Source organism: Fluviicola taffensis DSM 16823, assembly GCF_000194605.1.
In the GTDB taxonomy this organism is placed as follows: Bacteria; Bacteroidota; Bacteroidia; order Flavobacteriales_D; family Crocinitomicaceae; genus Fluviicola; species Fluviicola taffensis.
Genome location: NC_015321.1, coordinates 3,708,049 through 3,726,833, shown reverse-complemented (window position 1 = coordinate 3,726,833; position 18,785 = coordinate 3,708,049). Strand labels below are relative to the sequence as shown.

21 protein-coding genes are annotated in these 18,785 nt (G+C 36.3%); 5 read left to right on the top strand and 16 right to left on the bottom strand.

Annotated features, from left to right (window positions below; genetic code table 11):
* Positions 1 to 23 precede the first annotated feature (23 nt).
* Positions 24 to 275 carry a hypothetical protein gene (locus FLUTA_RS16215; protein ID WP_148235453.1) on the bottom strand — a complete coding sequence of 84 codons (252 nt, stop codon included), beginning with the start codon at positions 273 to 275 and terminating at the stop codon, positions 24 to 26.
* A gap of 85 nt (positions 276 to 360) precedes the next feature.
* Here FLUTA_RS16215 and FLUTA_RS16210 point away from each other — a divergent pair, with 85 nt between their 5' ends.
* On the top strand, positions 361 to 1,122 hold the full coding sequence (locus FLUTA_RS16210) for a response regulator transcription factor (protein ID WP_043023887.1): 762 nt from the start codon (positions 361 to 363) through the stop codon (positions 1,120 to 1,122).
* A 17-nt stretch (positions 1,123 to 1,139) separates the two neighbouring features.
* Here FLUTA_RS16210 and FLUTA_RS16205 read toward each other — a convergent pair whose 3' ends face one another.
* From FLUTA_RS16205 to FLUTA_RS16185, 5 genes are all read right to left on the bottom strand, one after another.
* Entirely contained in the window at positions 1,140 to 1,337 is a 198-nt protein-coding gene (locus tag FLUTA_RS16205; RefSeq protein ID WP_013687982.1) for a GldL-related protein, read from the bottom strand.
* Between the two features lie 184 nt (positions 1,338 to 1,521).
* Positions 1,522 to 1,962, bottom strand: coding sequence for a hypothetical protein (locus FLUTA_RS16200; RefSeq protein ID WP_148235452.1), 441 nt, complete (start codon positions 1,960 to 1,962; stop codon positions 1,522 to 1,524).
* 17 nt (positions 1,963 to 1,979) lie between these two features.
* A complete protein-coding gene (locus tag FLUTA_RS16195) occupies positions 1,980 to 2,402 on the bottom strand; it encodes an SET domain-containing protein-lysine N-methyltransferase (protein ID WP_013687980.1) in 423 nt (140 codons plus the stop codon).
* 33 nt (positions 2,403 to 2,435) lie between these two features.
* Entirely contained in the window at positions 2,436 to 2,795 is a 360-nt protein-coding gene (locus FLUTA_RS16190) for a hypothetical protein (RefSeq protein ID WP_013687979.1), read from the bottom strand.
* 262 nt (positions 2,796 to 3,057) lie between these two features.
* A complete protein-coding gene (locus FLUTA_RS16185; protein WP_013687978.1) occupies positions 3,058 to 3,411 on the bottom strand; it encodes a winged helix-turn-helix transcriptional regulator in 354 nt (117 codons plus the stop codon).
* 95 nt (positions 3,412 to 3,506) lie between these two features.
* Here FLUTA_RS16185 and FLUTA_RS16180 point away from each other — a divergent pair, with 95 nt between their 5' ends.
* Entirely contained in the window at positions 3,507 to 4,106 is a 600-nt protein-coding gene (locus FLUTA_RS16180) for an NAD(P)H-dependent oxidoreductase (RefSeq protein ID WP_013687977.1), read from the top strand.
* 75 nt (positions 4,107 to 4,181) lie between these two features.
* Here the strand turns inward: FLUTA_RS16180 and FLUTA_RS16175 are convergent, their stop codons facing one another.
* Positions 4,182 to 5,108, bottom strand: a complete 927-nt coding sequence (locus FLUTA_RS16175; protein WP_043024391.1) for a ClpXP adapter SpxH family protein — start codon at positions 5,106 to 5,108, stop codon at positions 4,182 to 4,184.
* A gap of 162 nt (positions 5,109 to 5,270) precedes the next feature.
* Here FLUTA_RS16175 and FLUTA_RS16170 point away from each other — a divergent pair, with 162 nt between their 5' ends.
* A complete protein-coding gene (locus FLUTA_RS16170; protein ID WP_013687975.1) occupies positions 5,271 to 5,582 on the top strand; it encodes a winged helix-turn-helix transcriptional regulator in 312 nt (103 codons plus the stop codon).
* A 43-nt stretch (positions 5,583 to 5,625) separates the two neighbouring features.
* On the opposite strand, the gene FLUTA_RS16165 is transcribed toward FLUTA_RS16170, so the two are convergent.
* From FLUTA_RS16165 to FLUTA_RS16125, 9 genes are all read right to left on the bottom strand, one after another.
* Complete coding sequence (locus tag FLUTA_RS16165) at positions 5,626 to 6,444, bottom strand: alpha/beta fold hydrolase (RefSeq protein ID WP_013687974.1); 819 nt, start codon at positions 6,442 to 6,444, stop codon at positions 5,626 to 5,628.
* Positions 6,445 to 6,503: 59 nt separating this feature from the next.
* Complete coding sequence (arr, locus tag FLUTA_RS16160) at positions 6,504 to 6,911, bottom strand: NAD(+)--rifampin ADP-ribosyltransferase (RefSeq protein ID WP_013687973.1); 408 nt, start codon at positions 6,909 to 6,911, stop codon at positions 6,504 to 6,506.
* A gap of 19 nt (positions 6,912 to 6,930) precedes the next feature.
* Positions 6,931 to 7,476, bottom strand: a complete 546-nt coding sequence (locus tag FLUTA_RS16155) for a GNAT family N-acetyltransferase (protein WP_013687972.1) — start codon at positions 7,474 to 7,476, stop codon at positions 6,931 to 6,933.
* A 32-nt stretch (positions 7,477 to 7,508) separates the two neighbouring features.
* The gene (locus FLUTA_RS16150) at positions 7,509 to 8,237 is read right to left on the bottom strand and encodes a hypothetical protein (protein ID WP_013687971.1); all 729 of its coding nucleotides are present in this window, start codon (positions 8,235 to 8,237) and stop codon (positions 7,509 to 7,511) included.
* 24 nt (positions 8,238 to 8,261) lie between these two features.
* Positions 8,262 to 9,062: a hypothetical protein gene (locus FLUTA_RS16145; RefSeq protein WP_013687970.1), complete on the bottom strand. Its 801-nt coding sequence runs from the start codon at positions 9,060 to 9,062 to the stop codon at positions 8,262 to 8,264.
* A gap of 14 nt (positions 9,063 to 9,076) precedes the next feature.
* On the bottom strand, positions 9,077 to 10,759 hold the full coding sequence (locus FLUTA_RS16140) for an SBBP repeat-containing protein (RefSeq protein WP_013687969.1): 1,683 nt from the start codon (positions 10,757 to 10,759) through the stop codon (positions 9,077 to 9,079).
* A gap of 68 nt (positions 10,760 to 10,827) precedes the next feature.
* Positions 10,828 to 11,331 carry an imm68 putative immunity domain-containing protein gene (locus tag FLUTA_RS16135; RefSeq protein ID WP_013687968.1) on the bottom strand — a complete coding sequence of 168 codons (504 nt, stop codon included), beginning with the start codon at positions 11,329 to 11,331 and terminating at the stop codon, positions 10,828 to 10,830.
* 147 nt (positions 11,332 to 11,478) lie between these two features.
* Positions 11,479 to 12,069, bottom strand: coding sequence for a hypothetical protein (locus FLUTA_RS16130; protein ID WP_013687967.1), 591 nt, complete (start codon positions 12,067 to 12,069; stop codon positions 11,479 to 11,481).
* A gap of 215 nt (positions 12,070 to 12,284) precedes the next feature.
* On the bottom strand, positions 12,285 to 12,629 hold the full coding sequence (locus tag FLUTA_RS16125; protein WP_013687966.1) for a hypothetical protein: 345 nt from the start codon (positions 12,627 to 12,629) through the stop codon (positions 12,285 to 12,287).
* Between the two features lie 738 nt (positions 12,630 to 13,367).
* Here FLUTA_RS16125 and FLUTA_RS16120 point away from each other — a divergent pair.
* Complete coding sequence (locus tag FLUTA_RS16120) at positions 13,368 to 13,844, top strand: hypothetical protein (RefSeq protein ID WP_013687964.1); 477 nt, start codon at positions 13,368 to 13,370, stop codon at positions 13,842 to 13,844.
* A 13-nt stretch (positions 13,845 to 13,857) separates the two neighbouring features.
* Positions 13,858 to 18,600 (top strand): T9SS type A sorting domain-containing protein, encoded by a 4,743-nt coding sequence (locus FLUTA_RS16115; protein WP_013687963.1) that lies wholly within the window; start codon positions 13,858 to 13,860, stop codon positions 18,598 to 18,600.
* Positions 18,601 to 18,785 lie beyond the last annotated feature (185 nt).

Genomic DNA, 18,785 nt, shown 5'->3' with positions numbered 1-18,785 from the left:
ACTATTTAGCATAATGGATAAAACTACGAGTTCTTCAAATCGCGGAATTTGATTTCATCCCTGATATTTTTCAATGAAACGAATAATGGAATCCAAGTGATGGGAAGTACAATTAAAGGAATAAATGTAATCGACTTAGCCTTGAAAAAATAGATGTAACAATAGATTAAAACCAGCAATAGGGTCATTATTGCCAAACCAATCAGAGCGCTTTTTAACTTTGCTTTATGTTTGATTAATTCATCCAAACTTAATTCCGACAGTTGTTTCATCATAAAAAAAAGATTCATTGCAAAAATGAAATAAGGAATGCTCATAACAACTACACTTTAGTGTAAATTTGTGACTCGTATCGAACCAATGAAAAACAGTATTCATTCCAGTCTACTTACCAAAAACAAAGTAGGAAACATATCTCAAGAAGATCAATTGCTCCAAAAAGATTATTTGGAAGCTGTAAAGTCTTTTGCGCGTCTAACTTACGAAAGCGTTTATGTCATCGATTACGAAAAAATGACCTTTGAGTATGTTTCTGAAAACCCCTTATTTTTATGTGGTTATTCAGCGGCGGAAGTGTTGAACCTAGGATATGAATTCTATTTCAGGAATGTTCCCGAAAAGGATTTGGAGTTGTTGGCACAAATCAATGAAGCTGGGTTTGATTTCTATGAAAAATTACCAACAGATAAGAAGAAAGAATATAGTATTACTTATGATTTTCACCTGATAAACAAGAATGGAAAAAATATTCTGATCAATCACAAGCTTACTCCTTTATTTTTAACGAGTGAGCAAAAAATTTGGAAGGCTGTGTGCATTGTTTCCATCTCGCACCATCAACAAGCGGGTAATGTTTTCATCAAAAAGCAAGGTTCGGATGAAATCTGGGAACTTGATTTAGAAAATACCATCTGGCGTAAATCTGCCAAACCAACATTGACTGAACGAGAAATTGAAATCTTACGCTTACACGCACAAGGTTTGACGATTAACCAAATTGCGGATAAAATATTTGTAGCACCCGACACAGTGAAGTATTACAGAAGACGCATTTTTGAACGATTGAGTGTAACAAATATCGTTGAAGCCCTTGCCTATGCAGTGAATAGTAAGATTATTTGATTGGTATGGCGATAGCTTTACGAATTCATAAAATCTTTAAATGCTGGATGTTTCAATAATTTATAGAGAAATAGTATAAGGCCAATTACCTTAAAAAGCATACCAAAGATTAATAATTCTTTTCCTCCAGGATAATGCATAATCTTTAGTAATGCTCCAATATAGTCTAAGACAAATCCTGTGATTAATAGTATAAGTGCATGTTTTGCTTTCATCAAGTGTGTTGTTTTGTTTGATTTTTAGGTTGAAACCATTTTGCAAAAAGGCAAAGTCGCCTTTCAAATATAAGAAGAAAAAGTAACTAGCTTTTGAAAAGTCGATTAGTTAGAACGAGTTGTTTTTGCGCATTTGTTTATTGGTTGTTAGGTGTATCCATTTTCACACCTTATTATTCGTTTATTAACTATTAGGAGACCAATGAGGATCTAGAGATTTACCATGCCCTTGTGGACATTTTCCATATCCTTGTGAACTAGTATTCCAATGTTTACTGCAATAAAAATTCTGGCATTCTACACAATAACCAGCCATATCATAAAACTGTTCTCTAATATTCACTTCATTAAATGGCGCAGTAAAGGCATTTATTAACTTTGTTTTTCGTTCTTCATCAATTGCATCCCCAATATTTCCATTACTTCCTCCAGGACCGGAATAGATTAAATAATTAGAATCAAAATTCCTGTATTTTTCATAGTCAGATAGGTCATCCAAGCTCCATTTTACAGCTTCATTTGGGTACCCATTTGGTTCTACAATTAAAATTTTTGCCGCCAAGCTATCGCATACAGAACATTCCTGACTTAGATTAATTGACTTTATATCTACTGGCTTATTCATGTTTAATTGGTCTTTATTCACCCATGTTTTTTCCAATATCCTTTGCCATAGCTGCAAAACAATTCTTCGTTTGCTTGGATATTTCTTAGAGCTTGAATGCAAACATTATCGTTCAAGTCTAGGGTAATACGGGTATTGTTTTTATAGTTTGAAGCAGAAAATCCTTCAGCATCATTGGCATATTTTGCAAAGCATTCCACGTTCTTGGAATCTAGGATAGTTCCATCTATTAAATTGATAAAATACCCATCATTTCCGGCTTCTGCTCTTGTTTTTGCTTCTAAATCGGTGAGAATTTCTCCTTTAAAAATAGCAATCGTTTCATCTTTGTAGATCTTGATTACTGTAAAAAGTCCATGTCCAGAATTGGGTATTTGAGATTGACTTTTGTATAAATAATCTGATTCTGACGCTTCAATTTGATTCGTTGAATTTTTCAATGTGTTTATTTTGAGAGAATAAAAAGGAGGATCTCAATTTTGTTCTAAAATGCGATAGCTGATAACAAATATTATTTTCAAACCGAGGAAAACAAGTAAAAATATCCGCGCAACTTTACTGGGAATAATGATGATGAAAATAATCAGAGCTATAAGTGCAAGAATGTCCATGGTCCAACCAAAATGGGTGTATAAATCGCCCACTTTTGACCAATCAGTACTTCCATCTTTTTTAAAAAAGACTGGAATAACTATTTTCTGTAAAAGAAGCCAACTTATTGATATGACATATTCTATGGCCATTAAAATCAACAGTTGATATACTGTTTTGATTGCTTTTTGACTATCCGTTTTTTGTGAATCTGACAATTCGATTTCTTGAAAATCTTTCATACTAGAATTGATAAGTTTACTTAATTAATTTAAGGAGTTTGGAAATTGAAGAATGAAAGATACTGTTTTTTTTAAGTGCTTCTAGCTTTATATCTTTCAATACTTTGAACTTCATTTAGAAAATACTATCTGGCACAAATCGGCCAATCCAATATTTACTGAACGAGAAATTGGAATCTTACACTTACAAGCTCAAAGATTAACAATTAGCAGCAATCAATATCGTTGAAGCACTTACTGATGCGATGAACCATTTATAATCTTAAACTGTTTCCAAAAAACTGATTTTTCTATTGATCTCAGCCGCCTCCTTTCCCCATTCCGCCATTGCTTTCAACAAAGGAATTAAGGTTCTACCGAATTCGGTCAATGCATACTCCACTTTCAATGGTGGTTTAGCTGCATAGACTGTTCGAGTAATTAATCCGTCGGATTCCAACTCTTTCAATTGCAAACTCAACGTTCGTTCCGTTACCATTGGAAGTTCTTTTCTCAATTCATTGTAGCGTTTTTTTTGCACTAAATGAATTAGAATGACCGCTTTCCATTTTCCACCTATATACCTCATTGTGAGACTTGTACTACATGGAAATTGCTTATTATCGATACAATACATCTGATACTATCCTTTTTGACCGTTCTTGCAAAGTTAAGTGACTATTATTATGTTTGCAACTATAAAAATGATAGTAACAATAAATTTTAGAAACAATGAACTTCTTAGACCTTGCAAACAGTAGATACACTACTAAAAAGTACGACTCAAACAAAAAAGTATCAGCCGAAAAAATTGAACAATTAAAAGAAATTTTACGCATGAGTCCTTCCTCCATCAATAGTCAACCTTGGAAGTTTACGGTTGTTTCAGATGAGCAAGTAAAAAGCCAATTAGCCGAAGTATCATATTTCAACGAACCTAAAATAAAGGATGCCAGTCATTTGGTAGTATTCAGTTCAATCGATGACATTTCAAGGTTTGAGAAGCAGATTAACGATCATCTGCCAGAAGGATCTGTAGGATATTACAATCAAATGCTAAAACCTTTATCAGAAGCAGAAATTAAATCATGGCTGCAAAATCAAGTTTATCTTTCTCTGGGCTTTTTCCTGAGTGCATGTGCATCTATGGATATTGATTCCTCACCAATGGAAGGGATTCAACCTGATGAATATGCTAAAATTCTAAAACTGGATGGATATAAAGCCTTGTTTGCAGTGGCTATTGGTTACAGAAACCCAGAAGATGCGAATCAGCCTTCTTTGAAAGCAAAATTCCGTTTACCACTAGAAAACGTGATTGAATCTATTTAAACAACGGAATTTGGAAACAGCTGTGAATGTTTTACTAACTACAAACATTCACAGACTGCTATTCCGGAATAATCATTAATGAGTTATCTTCTTTATTGTCCAAATAGAACCATTTTTGGTCGTCAATTTTCCCAAAATTCCTTTAGAAGTCAATTCGTTCAGTTTTTGTTCGCTTTCACTTCTTGGAGTGCCCGTTAATTCTGAAAATTCTTTCGCTGTTAAAGAAGGATACTTTGAAAAAGCAAATTCCCAACTTTTTGGGTAGGTGCTTTTTGCAGTTGCTGCGTCCAATTTCAAAATAGCATCTTCATACGAAGCATAAGGTTTGGAACCGTATACTTTTTCCGTTTTTCCTGTGGAATCTACAAAAAACAAGGTTGGAAATCCGCGTACTCCTAATTCTCTTCCGAATTTCAAATCGTCATCAAACAATGCTTTTGCTTTGCCTTCGTAATCAGTCTTGAATTGTTGGAGATCCAAACCAGCATTTTTGGCTGCTTGTTCCAAATATTCCCACTTGGTAATATTCTTTTTCTCCAAGAAAACCATTTCTCTGATTTCGCGAAGAAAGACAACTGCTTTGTGCTTATCCTGAATTTGAGCAGCTTTAAAAGCGATTGATGGCGGATAAGAAGAAGATAAAGGATCTACTAACCAAACGTCTCCATCTATCGGCATGTCGTAATAAACACTCACTTCATCCCAGTGATGTGCCACATCGGATGGTTTGCTTATTCCTCCACTGTTGTAATTCCAATCGGGCAATAAACCTCCCATTCGGTATTCAATTTCGATGCTGTTGCCGTATTCTAATTTCAATTTTCGCAACTGCGGTTCAATTCCCCAACAAGAGGAACAAATGGGATCTGTGTAATAAACGACTTTAATCGGTTTTTTGACAGATTGAAAAATTCCTGAGGCTGAAGTGTCTTGATCGTTTCCTGGCATTTCACATAATCCTGTTTCAATGTCACACAATAAGGGATTTGTTTTTTCTTGCATTGTTTTTGTTTGTTGAGAATTACAATTGGCTGTGCAAAAAGCGAGCACCACCACTAAAATTTGTTTTGTCAATTTCATCGTTGTCTGTTGTCAAGTGCAAATTGTTTTACTTTTGTGTAAAGTTCCGTAAAATAAACTCCAAGCGCAATAAGTCAGTTTTTTATGACTACAAAAAAAGTACAAGAAGAGAATGAAACATGTCCTGCACAAGGTCTTTTGAAGATGTTGTCGGGAAAGTGGAAACCTGAGATTTTCCGGCTGGCAGTTGATGCCCCATTGCGATTCAGTAGTTTACTTCGTCAGATAACTGGTTCGAATAAACAAACGTTATCGGTTGCTTTGAAAGAGCTGGAAGAAATTGGATTGCTCGAAAAAGTGGTGATCAAAGAAAAACCCTTACATATTGAGTACAATCTCACAGAAACCGGGAAGTCTTTGATTCCGATTTTTCAACAATTAGAGAGTGTGAGGTGATTTTTAAATGAATTTCATTGCTAAAAAAAACATATCAATAAATCTACCTCAACAATCGATTTATATTTTCAACAACAAGATTTGGCTCTTCCGTATAAACAAAATGACCTGATTTATTCGTTGTTATGTGGGTAAATTTCGTGACCCCATTTCCTAAGGAATGATGCGCTTTTATCCAATCTGAAACATTCTCAGGAGTCATTTCGCTATCTGTTTTCGTGGAAGTTATTACTGTAACAGGAATATTTGGTAAAGATGAAAGCTTCTTTAAAAATTCCCTGTTCTCAATAAGCTGAGAGCATTCATTAGCCGCTCCATTTAGTTTTTCAATTGTAAATTGTTTAACAAGCATGTCTTCGTGTTCTTGAGACATTAAGGCGTATTGCTTGAAATTTTCGTTGGTCGGTTCGATAAGTAATAATGCCTTCACTTTATCAGGATACTTAACTGCATAAGCACGAGCAATTGCACCGCCTAATGAGTGACCGACAAGTACAACTTTCCCGTTTTTTGATTTTTTAGTGATTACAACGTGAAGGTCGTTTACTAGCTCAGGTATTCCTCTCTTCTCGCTATTTTCTGTTGATTTTAGATAGCCAGAACGATTATAAGCAATAACCTGATTATCGCTTCCTAATGAATCAAAAATTCCAGATTCCAGCCAAGTTTTGCCATCAACACCTAAACCTGATTCGAAGACAATTGTATTTGCTCCTTCTCCACCAACATAGACTTCTATCTTTTTCGTCTCAATATCTAAGAAAGATGTTACACTCTTAAATGGCCTCTTATTTTCTTTGCACGAAATAAAGATCATTATAAAAAAAAGAATGGCGATGCTTTTTAAAAAATTAATAATCATACTGTTACCATTTAAAAGAAGATTCAATAATAGTTAAAACACATTATTCTTATTTAAATTCAATCCTCAATCGCTTCAATTCCTTGTTGTTTCAATCGTTCTAAATTGTCTTTCATTGCTTGCAGCTGTTCAGGGGCATGTCCTTGCCAATCCAAAACCTCTCCAATTACCTTAAATGCATATTGAGAACAGTATGATTTCGTGGGGTTTCCTGGAAATTTTTTGTCTGTTAAATTGGGATCGTCTTCAATGGAACCAGTTGGCTCTACGATATAAATCCGACCTATTCCTTCTCCCAAAGCGAGCTCTGCTCCCCAAATAGCTGCATCCAAAGTAGCAGTGAGATAAATGTATTTCGCTTTTTTATTGTTGCCGTAATTTGAGTTGAAACCAGGTTGAATTAAATCTCCGTGTTTCAGATCCGCTTTTGTACCATGATAAAAGGTTTCTGAAGTCTGATTATTCATATTTTCTTTTTTTGATTTATCAGTTCGACTTTTTGCTTTCCCAGTGTATCCTTTTCAATTCAAACCAATCTGTCGGGTCGCCTTCATAGTCAAATGTCTCTTGAAAATCAAAACCGAGTTTGGATAACACTTTTTTAGAGTTCAGATTTCCTGAATCAGTAATCGCAAATATCGAATCTACATTCAAATGCTCAAATCCATAGTCTAATATCGCCCTAGAAGATTCCGTAGCAAATCCTTTTCCCCAATGCTTTTTCTTAAACCGATAACCCAATTCATAAAAATGGATATGCTCATTTAGAGGTTCATTAAAATACTTTAATCCTGACCACCCAACACATTCGTTTGTTGTTTTGTCAACTACAGCCCAACGTGCAATTCCATTTTCCACATATTGCTTTTTAAGGATTCCGATTACTTTTGTGATTTCCGCTATTGATTTTACAGGATTATTTTCAATATACAAATGAACTTCTGGATCAGAGTCCATTTCGAATAAATCGTTTTCGTCCGTGTATTCCAATTCTCTTAAAATTAGTCGTTCCGTTTCTAACCTAATTTTCATACTATTTTCAGTTATTTTACCACTCATTCAACTCAACATCCTGTTGGTGGAATAAAATGGAGGTTCAGTACAACCAATTTTCCAGTATCAATTCTCTTCCCTGTTATACGCAGGTCAAGTCTTGAAACAAAAATTTCGCAAGGCATTTCATGAACCGATTTTAATTCACCTAAAGTGTTGGTTCCACACCTCTTAATTAATTCGTTTTTCACTTCTTCTAGTGGAATGTTAAAAAATTGCTCTTCTTTATCGCTATATGCTGAATAAGTAAACTGATTCAACGAATTTAACTTTAAACTTCTCCATTTTGAATAGTCATTTTTCCAATCTTCCAAGGAACAGGATCCAGCCTCACCGTCTTTCATGTAAACTCCGATAGATGTTTGAATACGTTGTTCTATCTTCAAATTATTTAGCGAATTTTTAGTAATTGAAACGATCTGATTTTCAATCGGATCACTGTCATACCCTAAATAAATATACAAGGTGTTTTCTTGAACCTGACTGAAATCTATTTCACTTTCTTCAGAAATGAATGAATGGATGGATAAACTAATGTCTGTAAAATAAAGACTTGTAATCGATTCACTAGAAGTCGTTTTAGGTTTGTTTTCTTCTTTTGAGTAGTCCTCGGAGTGTTTATTTGAAGAACCAATAGATGAGTCGCTTAATTTCTTGCGACTCTCATTATTGGTTTGTGTATTGCACGAAAGAATAAGAGTCGTTGTCAGTACAAATCCTGTTTTTAGAAAAACCTTCATAATTTGGATGTTTATTATTCTAATCTAACAATCAAATTGGATTGCAATTTCAGAAACTTTTTGAATAATTCCTCCTTCCTTTGCTTTGGATGAAAGATACAAAACCACTCGCTTCTCTTCGTAATCTCTACTCGCATCAAAAATAAAATCCAGCTTTCCATCTCGATCGATATCTCCTACAAAAAGGAGTTCCACAAAGCTATCATTGAATGATTCCTCTTCTAAAAACAAAATTTCTGAATCATTGTTTGTAGAAATATAGAGCTTGTAATTTTTGACATCTTGAAGAATCTCTTCTCCTTCGTCTGATAGTATTTTATCCGATGAGACGAAATCACCTTCGGCACGTATTGAATAATTGATATTGTTATACTGAAACGTGATTTTTTCTTTGGGCCAGATTTTGGATTTATCCAATTTCAATGCGTCTACTTCTCCCAATTTCAGATCGGAATATTCGAGAAAAAGCACTGTTTTATTTTTTGATGTTACCATTCGAGTAGATTCTCCAATGCATTCATCGTATCCTTTTTCAATAGTAAAATCTGCTTTTCCCAAGTAATATTTATCGCCTCGCTTGTATAAATCAAACCAGTCTTTTGTGATTTTATTTGCTGGGTTTTCACCTTCCCAATAGCGATAACTATTAACCAAAAGAATCTCAAAATCATTTTTAGAGACAACCTTCTCACTGGAAACAATTGGATTTGGAGTGATTTCTTGAGAAACGGTATTCACGGAAGCAATCTTTTTCACTTTAGTTACTGATGAATTTCCACAAGAAATAAGGACAAACGTGAGTAAAACAATACCTATAATTTTCATTCTATACGAAGCATTTATTCTTTAATGATTTTTAGAACAGTTTTTTGATTTTTCTGATCAGATATTTCTAATAGATACACACCGCTTAATTCATTCATTTGGATTTCTACTTGATCTTTTGTTCTTATACTAGTCACATTCACTATTTGCCCCTGTATGTTTCTAAGAACAATGTTCACATCCTTCTGTTCATCTTCAAATTGAACGACAAATTTTCCGTCATTTGTTGGGTTTGGATAGACTTGAACCTCCTCTTTCAAACTAGTTGAATGAAGTCCTAAAACACTATTTAGACTTAATTTATGGATAAAAATATCATAACCTATAGCTGGACTAACTAGATTAAAAATCGCAGAAGAAGGATCAAAGTCAGCTGTTTCATTAAAATAGCCCGCTGTATAAATATTATTATTCATGTCTACTGCTATGGAATTGGTCCAAACTTGATTTGTTCCTGTTAATAGACCAGCCCAAACGAAATTACCCAATGAATCCAACTTACTTATGAATGAATCAGAATCTCCTCCTGTAAGATTAAAAACTCCCAATCCTGGATCGAAGTCATTTGTACCAAAACAAAGTCCTGTAGTGTATACATTTCCCATATTGTCAAGCGCTATGGATTTTCCGTTCAATCCACCATGTTGTTTAGCCCATAACAGATTGCCAGCTGAATCATGCTTATTGATAACTGGTACATATCCAGAAGGAACCCAAGCACTCGAATAAATGTTATAATTACCGTCTAATACAATGGCAGAACCCTCACCTGGTCCCATTGCTTTTGCCCAAACGAAATTACCCAGCGGATCTAATTTACTCAAATAAATTTCCGTTTGAAGAGAAGCTGATGTTGTCAAATAAAAAGTACTTGGACTTGGATCAAAATCTACTGTTCCACCAATAGTTCCAGTGGAATATACATTCCCGCTTCCATCTATAGCTATTCCATAACCAACTCCACCTCGCATTTGCGTACCCGTAAATTGTTTCGCCCAACCAAAGTTGCCGTCAGTATCTAGTTTACAAACAAAAATATCACTCGCATTATATTGAGAAGTCATATCGAAAACAGAAACTGGATGCGGATCAAAATCTATTGTTCCATCAAAATAGCCTGTTAGAAATATATTTCCACTGGCATCAACTGCCATGGCATTGCTATGAGATGGTGTTGCATAAGTAGGGACAAATGGTCCGCCTATTTGTCTTGCCCAAATAAAGTTGCCGTTTGCATCTAATTTTTGAACAAAAGCATCTCTATCCATTCCTTGGGAAGTTAAAGGAAAACTTCCTACTCCAGGATCAAAATCTACGGTACCTAAAAACGAACTAGTAATATAGAGATTTCCTACAAGATCTATTTCAAGAGAACTTTTGTCAATAAAAGCACTGTCTCCATATTGTTTCGCCCAGACAAAATTACCCGCAGCATCCAATTTGCAAATAAAGACGTCATTTTCTCCAACAGAAGTAAGATTGAAAACACCTATTCCAGGATCAAAATCTACCGTTCCAACAAAAAGACCTACTGTGTAAACAGCATTATTTTGATCCGTTTTTATAGAAGTTGCTTCGTCCCAACCAGCAGCACCTATCTGTTTTGCCCACTGAAAATTTTGACCAAAAGAATTTGAGCTTAACCCAGCAAGAATTAAAGTACTTAGCCCAATAAAAAGAAGATTTTTTAGTGACATAGTTGTTATTTTAAAAAGTTAGAAGAAATGAGAAATGGTCAACAATTAGCGGAATTCAATTGTTCATTTTATGATTCAACTACCTTTTTATTGTCAATAACGCTTTCCAATTGTACTATATTATCTGCAATATCAGAAAGTGTTTCGATTTGTCCTTCATTATCAAGCATTTCAAACAGAATAAATTTAGTGAAATTTCGATGAATATACTCCAATGCGTTTTTTAGTGTTGTTAATTCTTCTTTTGTTGTTTCAAAAATCAGAGTTTTAGAGCCGTAAGCATTTCTTAAATCTGCACTTCCATTCAATTCGCTTTCGGTAACAATTGCCGTTAATGCAATTACAGCATCTTCATAATGAACAAACTGCTCAAAATCCGAATTCTCAAGTTTCACATTATTGTCTGTACGTTGATTTAGTAACTCTGGTTGATCAAAGTACTTTTTTAAGTCACAACGTTCATAAATATCTGTAAGTGTTAATTTAGCTTTCGGAATCTTTTCCAAAAAGGTTTGAAAGTCGGCACCATAATCACTTCCAAATGCGGTGTCTTTCCATTTTTCGATAAACATATTTTCGTGTTTTTTGTTAGTGCTGTTGCTTTGGTGTGAATCTAAAAAAAGGGCTATTTGTCATAAAACGCCTTGAATTTCAAATTACTGATATATCTTTAGCTGATACACTTTCCTCGGTTTAGAAAAAGTATGGTGTTCTATTATCTATTCAAACAATTCCTCCAACCCACTAGCAGGTGGATAACCTAACCTCTTGCTTGTTTTTAGAAAATCAACACACAACTTTGCAATAACTGTATTCTGTTCAAAGAAGGCATCTTCAGTTTTCAGTTGCATTAATTTCTCAAGTTGTGGATGACGTCGTAAATCATAATGAATACTTGAATACATTCCATCCAGCTCCCAATACAAATCTTTAATGTTCAGTTGTTTTTCTAATGCCTTTTCTTGGTAATGAAGAACAAAATCGTGCTCGATTTCTTCAATGAACTTGTCCTTTTTTACGTCGTCATACTTCACCCATGCGATGAGTAAAAAACAAACTGTAAAGAAACTTACCACGCCCAGTGAAAGCTTAGCGGGATCTGCACTTCCATTATTCTTAGCAAATCGATATATAAGAATTCCCATTCCAACAAAAACAATCCAAACGCCTATTCCACCTATCACAAATCCTTCTTGATAACTCATAGAACGGCCACGAACCCAACCAAGATGAAAATATGCTCCAGCTAAAAAGCTCCACACCGCTACTAATGCGATCCAAAATATATTTCTGATTAATTGCTTGTTCATCCTAATTCATTTTTCCGAACATTTTGTACTATTTTGAATACTCATCAGAAAATGAGTTTATTTTCAATCTTATTTGGAACGTTATGACTTTTGGTGTCCTTATCGATTGAAAACTTCCTATCTATATACCAAAGTCAACAAAATTTACTGGACAGATTCCTGAAACCGCTAAAAATTCATCCAGGATCTTTTTTTAATCTTATTAAGTGCTCTTATTAAAACTCTCGTTCGTAAGGCACTCCGTTCAATACCATGGTGAATTTTGAGGGATCTTGGGAATCTTGCAAAGGTTCCTGATCAATACTGAATTTCTTCGTAAAGATTTTCATTGTTCCTCCATTAATTTTGGCTTTTCCTTTTACTGAAACTGAAACTTCTCCGTTAAACGTTTCGTAAACAGCCTTACTATTCGATTCAATCGATAAGGAGTAATCTTTGTCAGAATCATACCCAGACCAATAACCAACATAATTCTGGTTAACATCTGCTGCTTTCTTCTTGCACGACAAGGAAAGTGAAAGCATTAAAATCATACTGAATGTGTAAATGATTATTCTCATAATTAATAATGTAATAAAATAATAAACTAGAGAATTTAAAGGTGGTTATTCAAATTCTGGACTCAAAGCTAAAAACTTTTTTCAAATAGATGAGAGTGTTCAATGAACAGTGTCAATCTTCCATTCTGATCCGTTTACATAACAGTATAAAACGGCAATTCCGCCAATAATGAAATGAGTGTTGTTAGTCATAAATGTTTATATATTAATTATTTGAGTGATTTTTGACAGTTTTAATCTAATCCAATTCCGTCGAATTCTCCCAAACATAATAAAACATTGCAGTGGATTACCCCGAAAACACTGTGTTTTTAAACAATTTTGATCGTGTTGTTGATTTTTTCATTTATTTTTTTGTGCCCGAAAATTATTTCTAAATTAAAGTTTATTCATAAAAAAAGAGACCAGCACGTTCATACGATCAATAGTTTTGAATCTTGATAGTTATCGTGAAAATTAAAAAACGAATATATTCTGTCTCTAGACGAATCTCAAATAAATCCTATCTAATATTAATTCATCAAATATTACTGACACCTGCCCCTTTGAAAGGTTTATTTTTGTCCTAAGTGATAGGAAAAATCCTAACCAAGAGCAAGTATGAGCCGGACAAGAATAAATATTGAAAGAAAAGAAAACATTTTCTAGTCAGATCTCCCCAAATTGGTATCGCAATTTCTCTATTAAGAATCGTACTTTTGCACGATTTATTTTTAAAATTAAACTTATTACCTCCCGATGAAACACTCATCCTTTATTAAACTATTCCTTATCTTTTGCTTGATAATCAGTTGTGCAAATTCATTTGCAGCAAGAATATATGTTAAACAAAATGCAATAGGTGCTAACAATGGTACTTCCTGGACAAACGCTTACACGAGCTTAGAATGGGCCCTTGCCTTTGCTGCCAGTGGCGATGAAATCTGGGTTGCTTCTGGAACCTATTACACGTCCGATATGAATGACCCGAATAACAGCTTCGTATTGGGTGACAACGTGAAACTTTACGGGAATTTCGCAGGTACGGAAACGAATATCAACCAAAGAGTTGACTTAACCCCTGCGACTTCTGGAGCGAACCGTACAAACGAGACTATTCTTTCAGGAGATATTGGTGTGGTTGGTAACAATTCGGACAACGCTTACCGTGTTATGTACCTAGTCGGAAACACGACTTCTGTTTTTATAGACGGGATTAAGATTGTGGGGGGGTAACTCGCGTGCCGGTGTGGTACGTGGAAAAGGTGCTGGAATTTTCATCCAGAATGGAGGAACTGTTCAGTTGAGCAACTTAATCATTGCAGACAATAACTGTTTATCAGAAGGAATGACAGGTGGTGCAGGTGCAGGTTTATATATCGAGAGTAGTGGTGCCCTAACTTTAACAAATTCAGTTGTCCGCAACAATAAGCTGGTAGAAGCCAATGTTTATTACAATGGCGCAGCTTTCCTTGGAGGTGGCGGGATTTATTGTGGTTCAGCTTCTGTTCAGATTACGAATACTATCGTTTCGAATAACTCTGTAACATCAGGTGGTTATGGTGATGTTTACGGAGGTGGGATCTGTCTGAACCGCACTGGTGTTTCCAACGTGTTTGTGACAAATTCTCAAATTCTAAACAATTCCATTGCAAAGAACGGATCACTGGGTACTTATTCTTACGGAGGTGGGTTCTACTGCAGTGGAACAAATGCGAATACCTTATTACTAACTGGAACAAAAATCAATAATAATTCAAACCTAGCAATTGCTGCGAACTCCTCTTATGGTGAAGCAAATGGCGGTGGGCTTTATTTCTATGGAGATACCCTGCGTATCTCGAACAGTGAGTTTCTGACTAACTCTGCTACAGGAGGAATTACTACATCGGGTGGAGGTATCTATACTACTCAAACCAAAAAAGCTTATATCTCAAACTCTCAATTTAATTACAACACGCTGAATTCAGGCAGAACGAATTCCGGAGCAGGAGGCTTTCTCGGAGGCACTTCTGGTTCGTTGCCCTTTGAAGTCAGCAACTGCGAATTTTCATACAACTCCATTCTTTCTACTAAATACACTGTCACTGGAAGAGGAGCTGGATTAAACGGAAGCGCTCCCTTAACAATTACTGGTTCTGACTTCAGTAACAACAACATCTCAGTTACCGCTAACAATAACACCACTACTTCAGCTGCACAGGCCGCAGGATATGGAGGGGGAATCTGCACCGGAAGCACACTCGACGTGGACAATTGTACATTTAATAATAACGTACTGAATTGTACGATGAATTACGATGTGCAGAATACTCAAACATACAATAACCAACATGCAATTGCTTACGGGGGTGGAATCTATACAACTACTTATTTTAATGTTCGGAACTCCTCATTTTACAATAACAATAACCAGGGAAATGCGAATGCAATGTATACTGGTTATTCTGTTCAGGGATTAACCAAAGGCGGTGGTTTCTGTTCCGAATTCTCATCAGCACCTTCAATAGGTCCGTCCAAACTCCTGAACTGTGAATTTGCAGAAAACCAAGTATACTCAGCAGCTTATTCCGACATCAACCAAAGTGCTACCAGAGGTGGAGGTGTTTCAATCGAAACCACACCAACAACTTATCAGGTTCACATTGATGGCTGTACCATCACAAACAACACTGCCTACATGGGTAATCCCAATTCTCCTACAACTTATGGAGGTGGAATCTACTTTTCCAGCGCAGGACACATTTTCCGCACGAAAATCTCCCTGAATACTGCACAGGCAAGCAAAGGTGATGTTTTCGGAGGTGGCGCTTACACAACTGGTACAGGATTCGTTTCCAACTGTCTGATTACGGGTAACCATGTAATTAGCCCCAACAAAGCTTACGGAGGTGGAATCTATAATGCAGCAACAACTACCATGTCGAGCCTTACGGTTGCAGAGAACAAATCTACCAGCAGCGTCAGTGCAGACGACAAAGGCGCCGGGGTATACAACAATTCCACCAAAAGCCTTTACAACTCTATTGTTTACTACAATGAGGCAACAGACAATTACTTTGGACAAGCTTCTTACTTGCCCTTCAACTCGATTATCCAATATTTCCCGAATGGCGCAACGAATTACAACCTCCCTCCTTTCTTTGTAGATACAGCGGCAAATGATTTTCACGTGGCGGCGAACTCTATTGCTATCAACCATGGAAACAATACCTATATCCCAGCTGGTGTAACCCTTGATCTAGACGGTAATACGCGCATTCAAAATACAACAGTAGACATCGGTGCTTACGAGTTGGATCCATGTATTAACCAGACAATGGTTACAGCGTCTATTTGTCCTGGTGGTTCCTATTCTTTTAACGGAATGACCTTAACGGTTGCTGGAGTTTACAAAGACACCTTATTAAATGTATCAGGGTGTGACAGTATTGTTACTTTGAATCTGACTATAAGCACTGGAACAACTTCCAATACGATCCTTGCAGTTTGTAACAGTTACATCTGGAATGGTACAACTTATATAAATTCAGGTACATATACTTGGTCTGGCACGAATGCCAATGGATGCGACTCTACTGCAACACTGAACTTGACCATCAAGCAACCAACGACTTCCATAGCTACAGTGAATGCTTGTACAAGCTATTTATGGCATGGGACAACTTATACTTCCAGTGGAACTCATACTTGGACAGGAACAAATGCTGCAGGTTGCGATTCGGTAGTAACATTGAACTTAACTATTAAGCAAGCAACAACATCTAATAGCTCTCTATCAGCATGTGGAAATTATACTTGGCATGGAACAACCTACACAACCTCTGGTTCATACACTTGGACAGGAACAAATACTGTAGGCTGTGATTCAGTGGTAACATTGAATCTTACGATCAAACAAACAACGAGTTCAACCACTACAGCTAATGCGTGTGATAGTTATACATGGCACGGGATTACATATACAGCTTCCGGTTTGTATACCTGGACAGGAACAAATGCTACTGGATGTGATTCGGTAGTAACGTTAAATTTGACGATTAATCAATCGACGACATCAAGTAGTTTCATTACAGCATGTGGAACGTATACGTGGCATGGAATATCGTATTCAACCAGCGGTACTTACACTTGGATTGGCACCAATGGATCAGGCTGTATTGTAACGGAAACACTAAACTTAACAATCAAGCAGCCAACAACATCAAGTAGTTCTCTATCAGCATGTGGAACGTATACGTGGCATGGAACAACATATACTTCCAGTGGAACTCACACTTGGACAGGAACAAATGCTGCAGGTTGTGATTCGGTAGTAACATTGAACTTAACTATTAAGCAAGCAACAACATCTAATAGCTCTCTATCAGCATGTGGAAATTATACTTGGCATGGAACAACATATACTTCCAGTGGAACTCACACTTGGACAGGAACAAATGCTGCAGGTTGTGATTCGGTAGTAACTTTGAATCTAATTATTAAGCAAGCAACAACATCTAATAGCTCTCTATCAGCATGTGGAAATTATACGTGGCATGGAACAACCTACACAACCTCTGGTTCATACACCTGGACGGGAACAAATGCTGCAGGTTGTGATTCAGTGGTAACATTGAACTTAACAATCAAGCAGCCAACAACATCAAGTAGTTCTATTTCAGCATGTGGAACGTATACGTGGCATGGTACAACGTATACTTCCAGTGGAACTCACACGTGGACAGGAACAAATACTGCAGGTTGTGATTCAACAGTAACATTGAACTTAACTATTAAGCAAGCAACAACATCTAATAGCTCTGTATCAGCATGTGGAAATTATACGTGGCATGGAACAACGTATACTTCCAGTGGAACTCACACGTGGACAGGAACAAATGCCGCTGGTTGCGATTCGGTAGTAACATTGAACTTAACAATCAAGCAGCCGACAACATCTAATAGTTCTATTTCAGCATGTGGAACGTATACGTGGCATGGAACAACGTATACTTCCAGTGGAACTCACACTTGGACAGGAACAAATGCCGCTGGTTGCGATTCGGTAGTAACATTGAACTTAACAATCAAGCAGCCGACAACATCTAATAGTTCTATTTCAGCATGTGGAACGTATACGTGGCATGGAACAACGTATACTTCCAGTGGAACTCACACCTGGACAGGAACAAATGCTGCTGGTTGTGATTCAGTGGTAACATTGAACTTAACTATCAAGCAGCCAACAACATCAAGCAGCTCTGTTTCAGCATGTGGAACGTATACATGGCATGGTACAACGTATACTTCCAGTGGAACTTATACATGGACAGGAACAAATGCTGCTGGTTGTGATTCAGTGGTAACATTGAACTTAACAATCAAGCAACCGACAACATCTAGTAGTTCTATTTCAGCATGTGAAACGTATACTTGGCATGGTACAACGTATACTTCCAGTGGAACTCACACGTGGACAGGAACAAATGCCGCTGGTTGTGATTCAACAGTAACTTTGAATCTAACAATCCTATCAGTTAATATATCTGTAACTCTAATAGATGGTACAATGACTGTAGGGGAAACTGGTGGAACGTATCAATGGGTGAAATGCAACGGTTCATTCTCTCCAATTGATGATGCAACTTCCCAAAGCTACACCCCACAATCGAATGATAACTATGCCGTAATCGTTACTTCAGCTAATGGTTGTACAGACACCAGCGCTTGTATAAGCATCATGAACGTCGGATTGGAAAGTAATTCTTTTGGACCGGAGCTCAAAGCATACCCCAACCCTACTTTGGGCCCTGTAAAAATTGACTTAGGTGAAACTCATCGTGGCATCACTGTTACATTGCGTGATGCACTTGGAAGAATGGTTGAGCAATATCATTATGAAGAAATGAAGTTGATTAACCTTCATATTATACATGCACGTGGTGTTTATTCACTTACGATAGCAACCAACGAAGGCAAATCTGCTACACTGCAAATTGTGAAGCAATAAGTAGTATTTCAATCCGATAATCATCATGAAAGGCATTCCTGTGGGATGCCTTTCATGATTAATTTAAGTTCATCAGGAAATTTTCATGGCCCAAACATGTTTATTCTGTTACAAACTCTATATCTGTAACTATCTCAAAAAAACACTAAAACAACAAGCCCATCAAAACTTATGAGTCTTGTTTA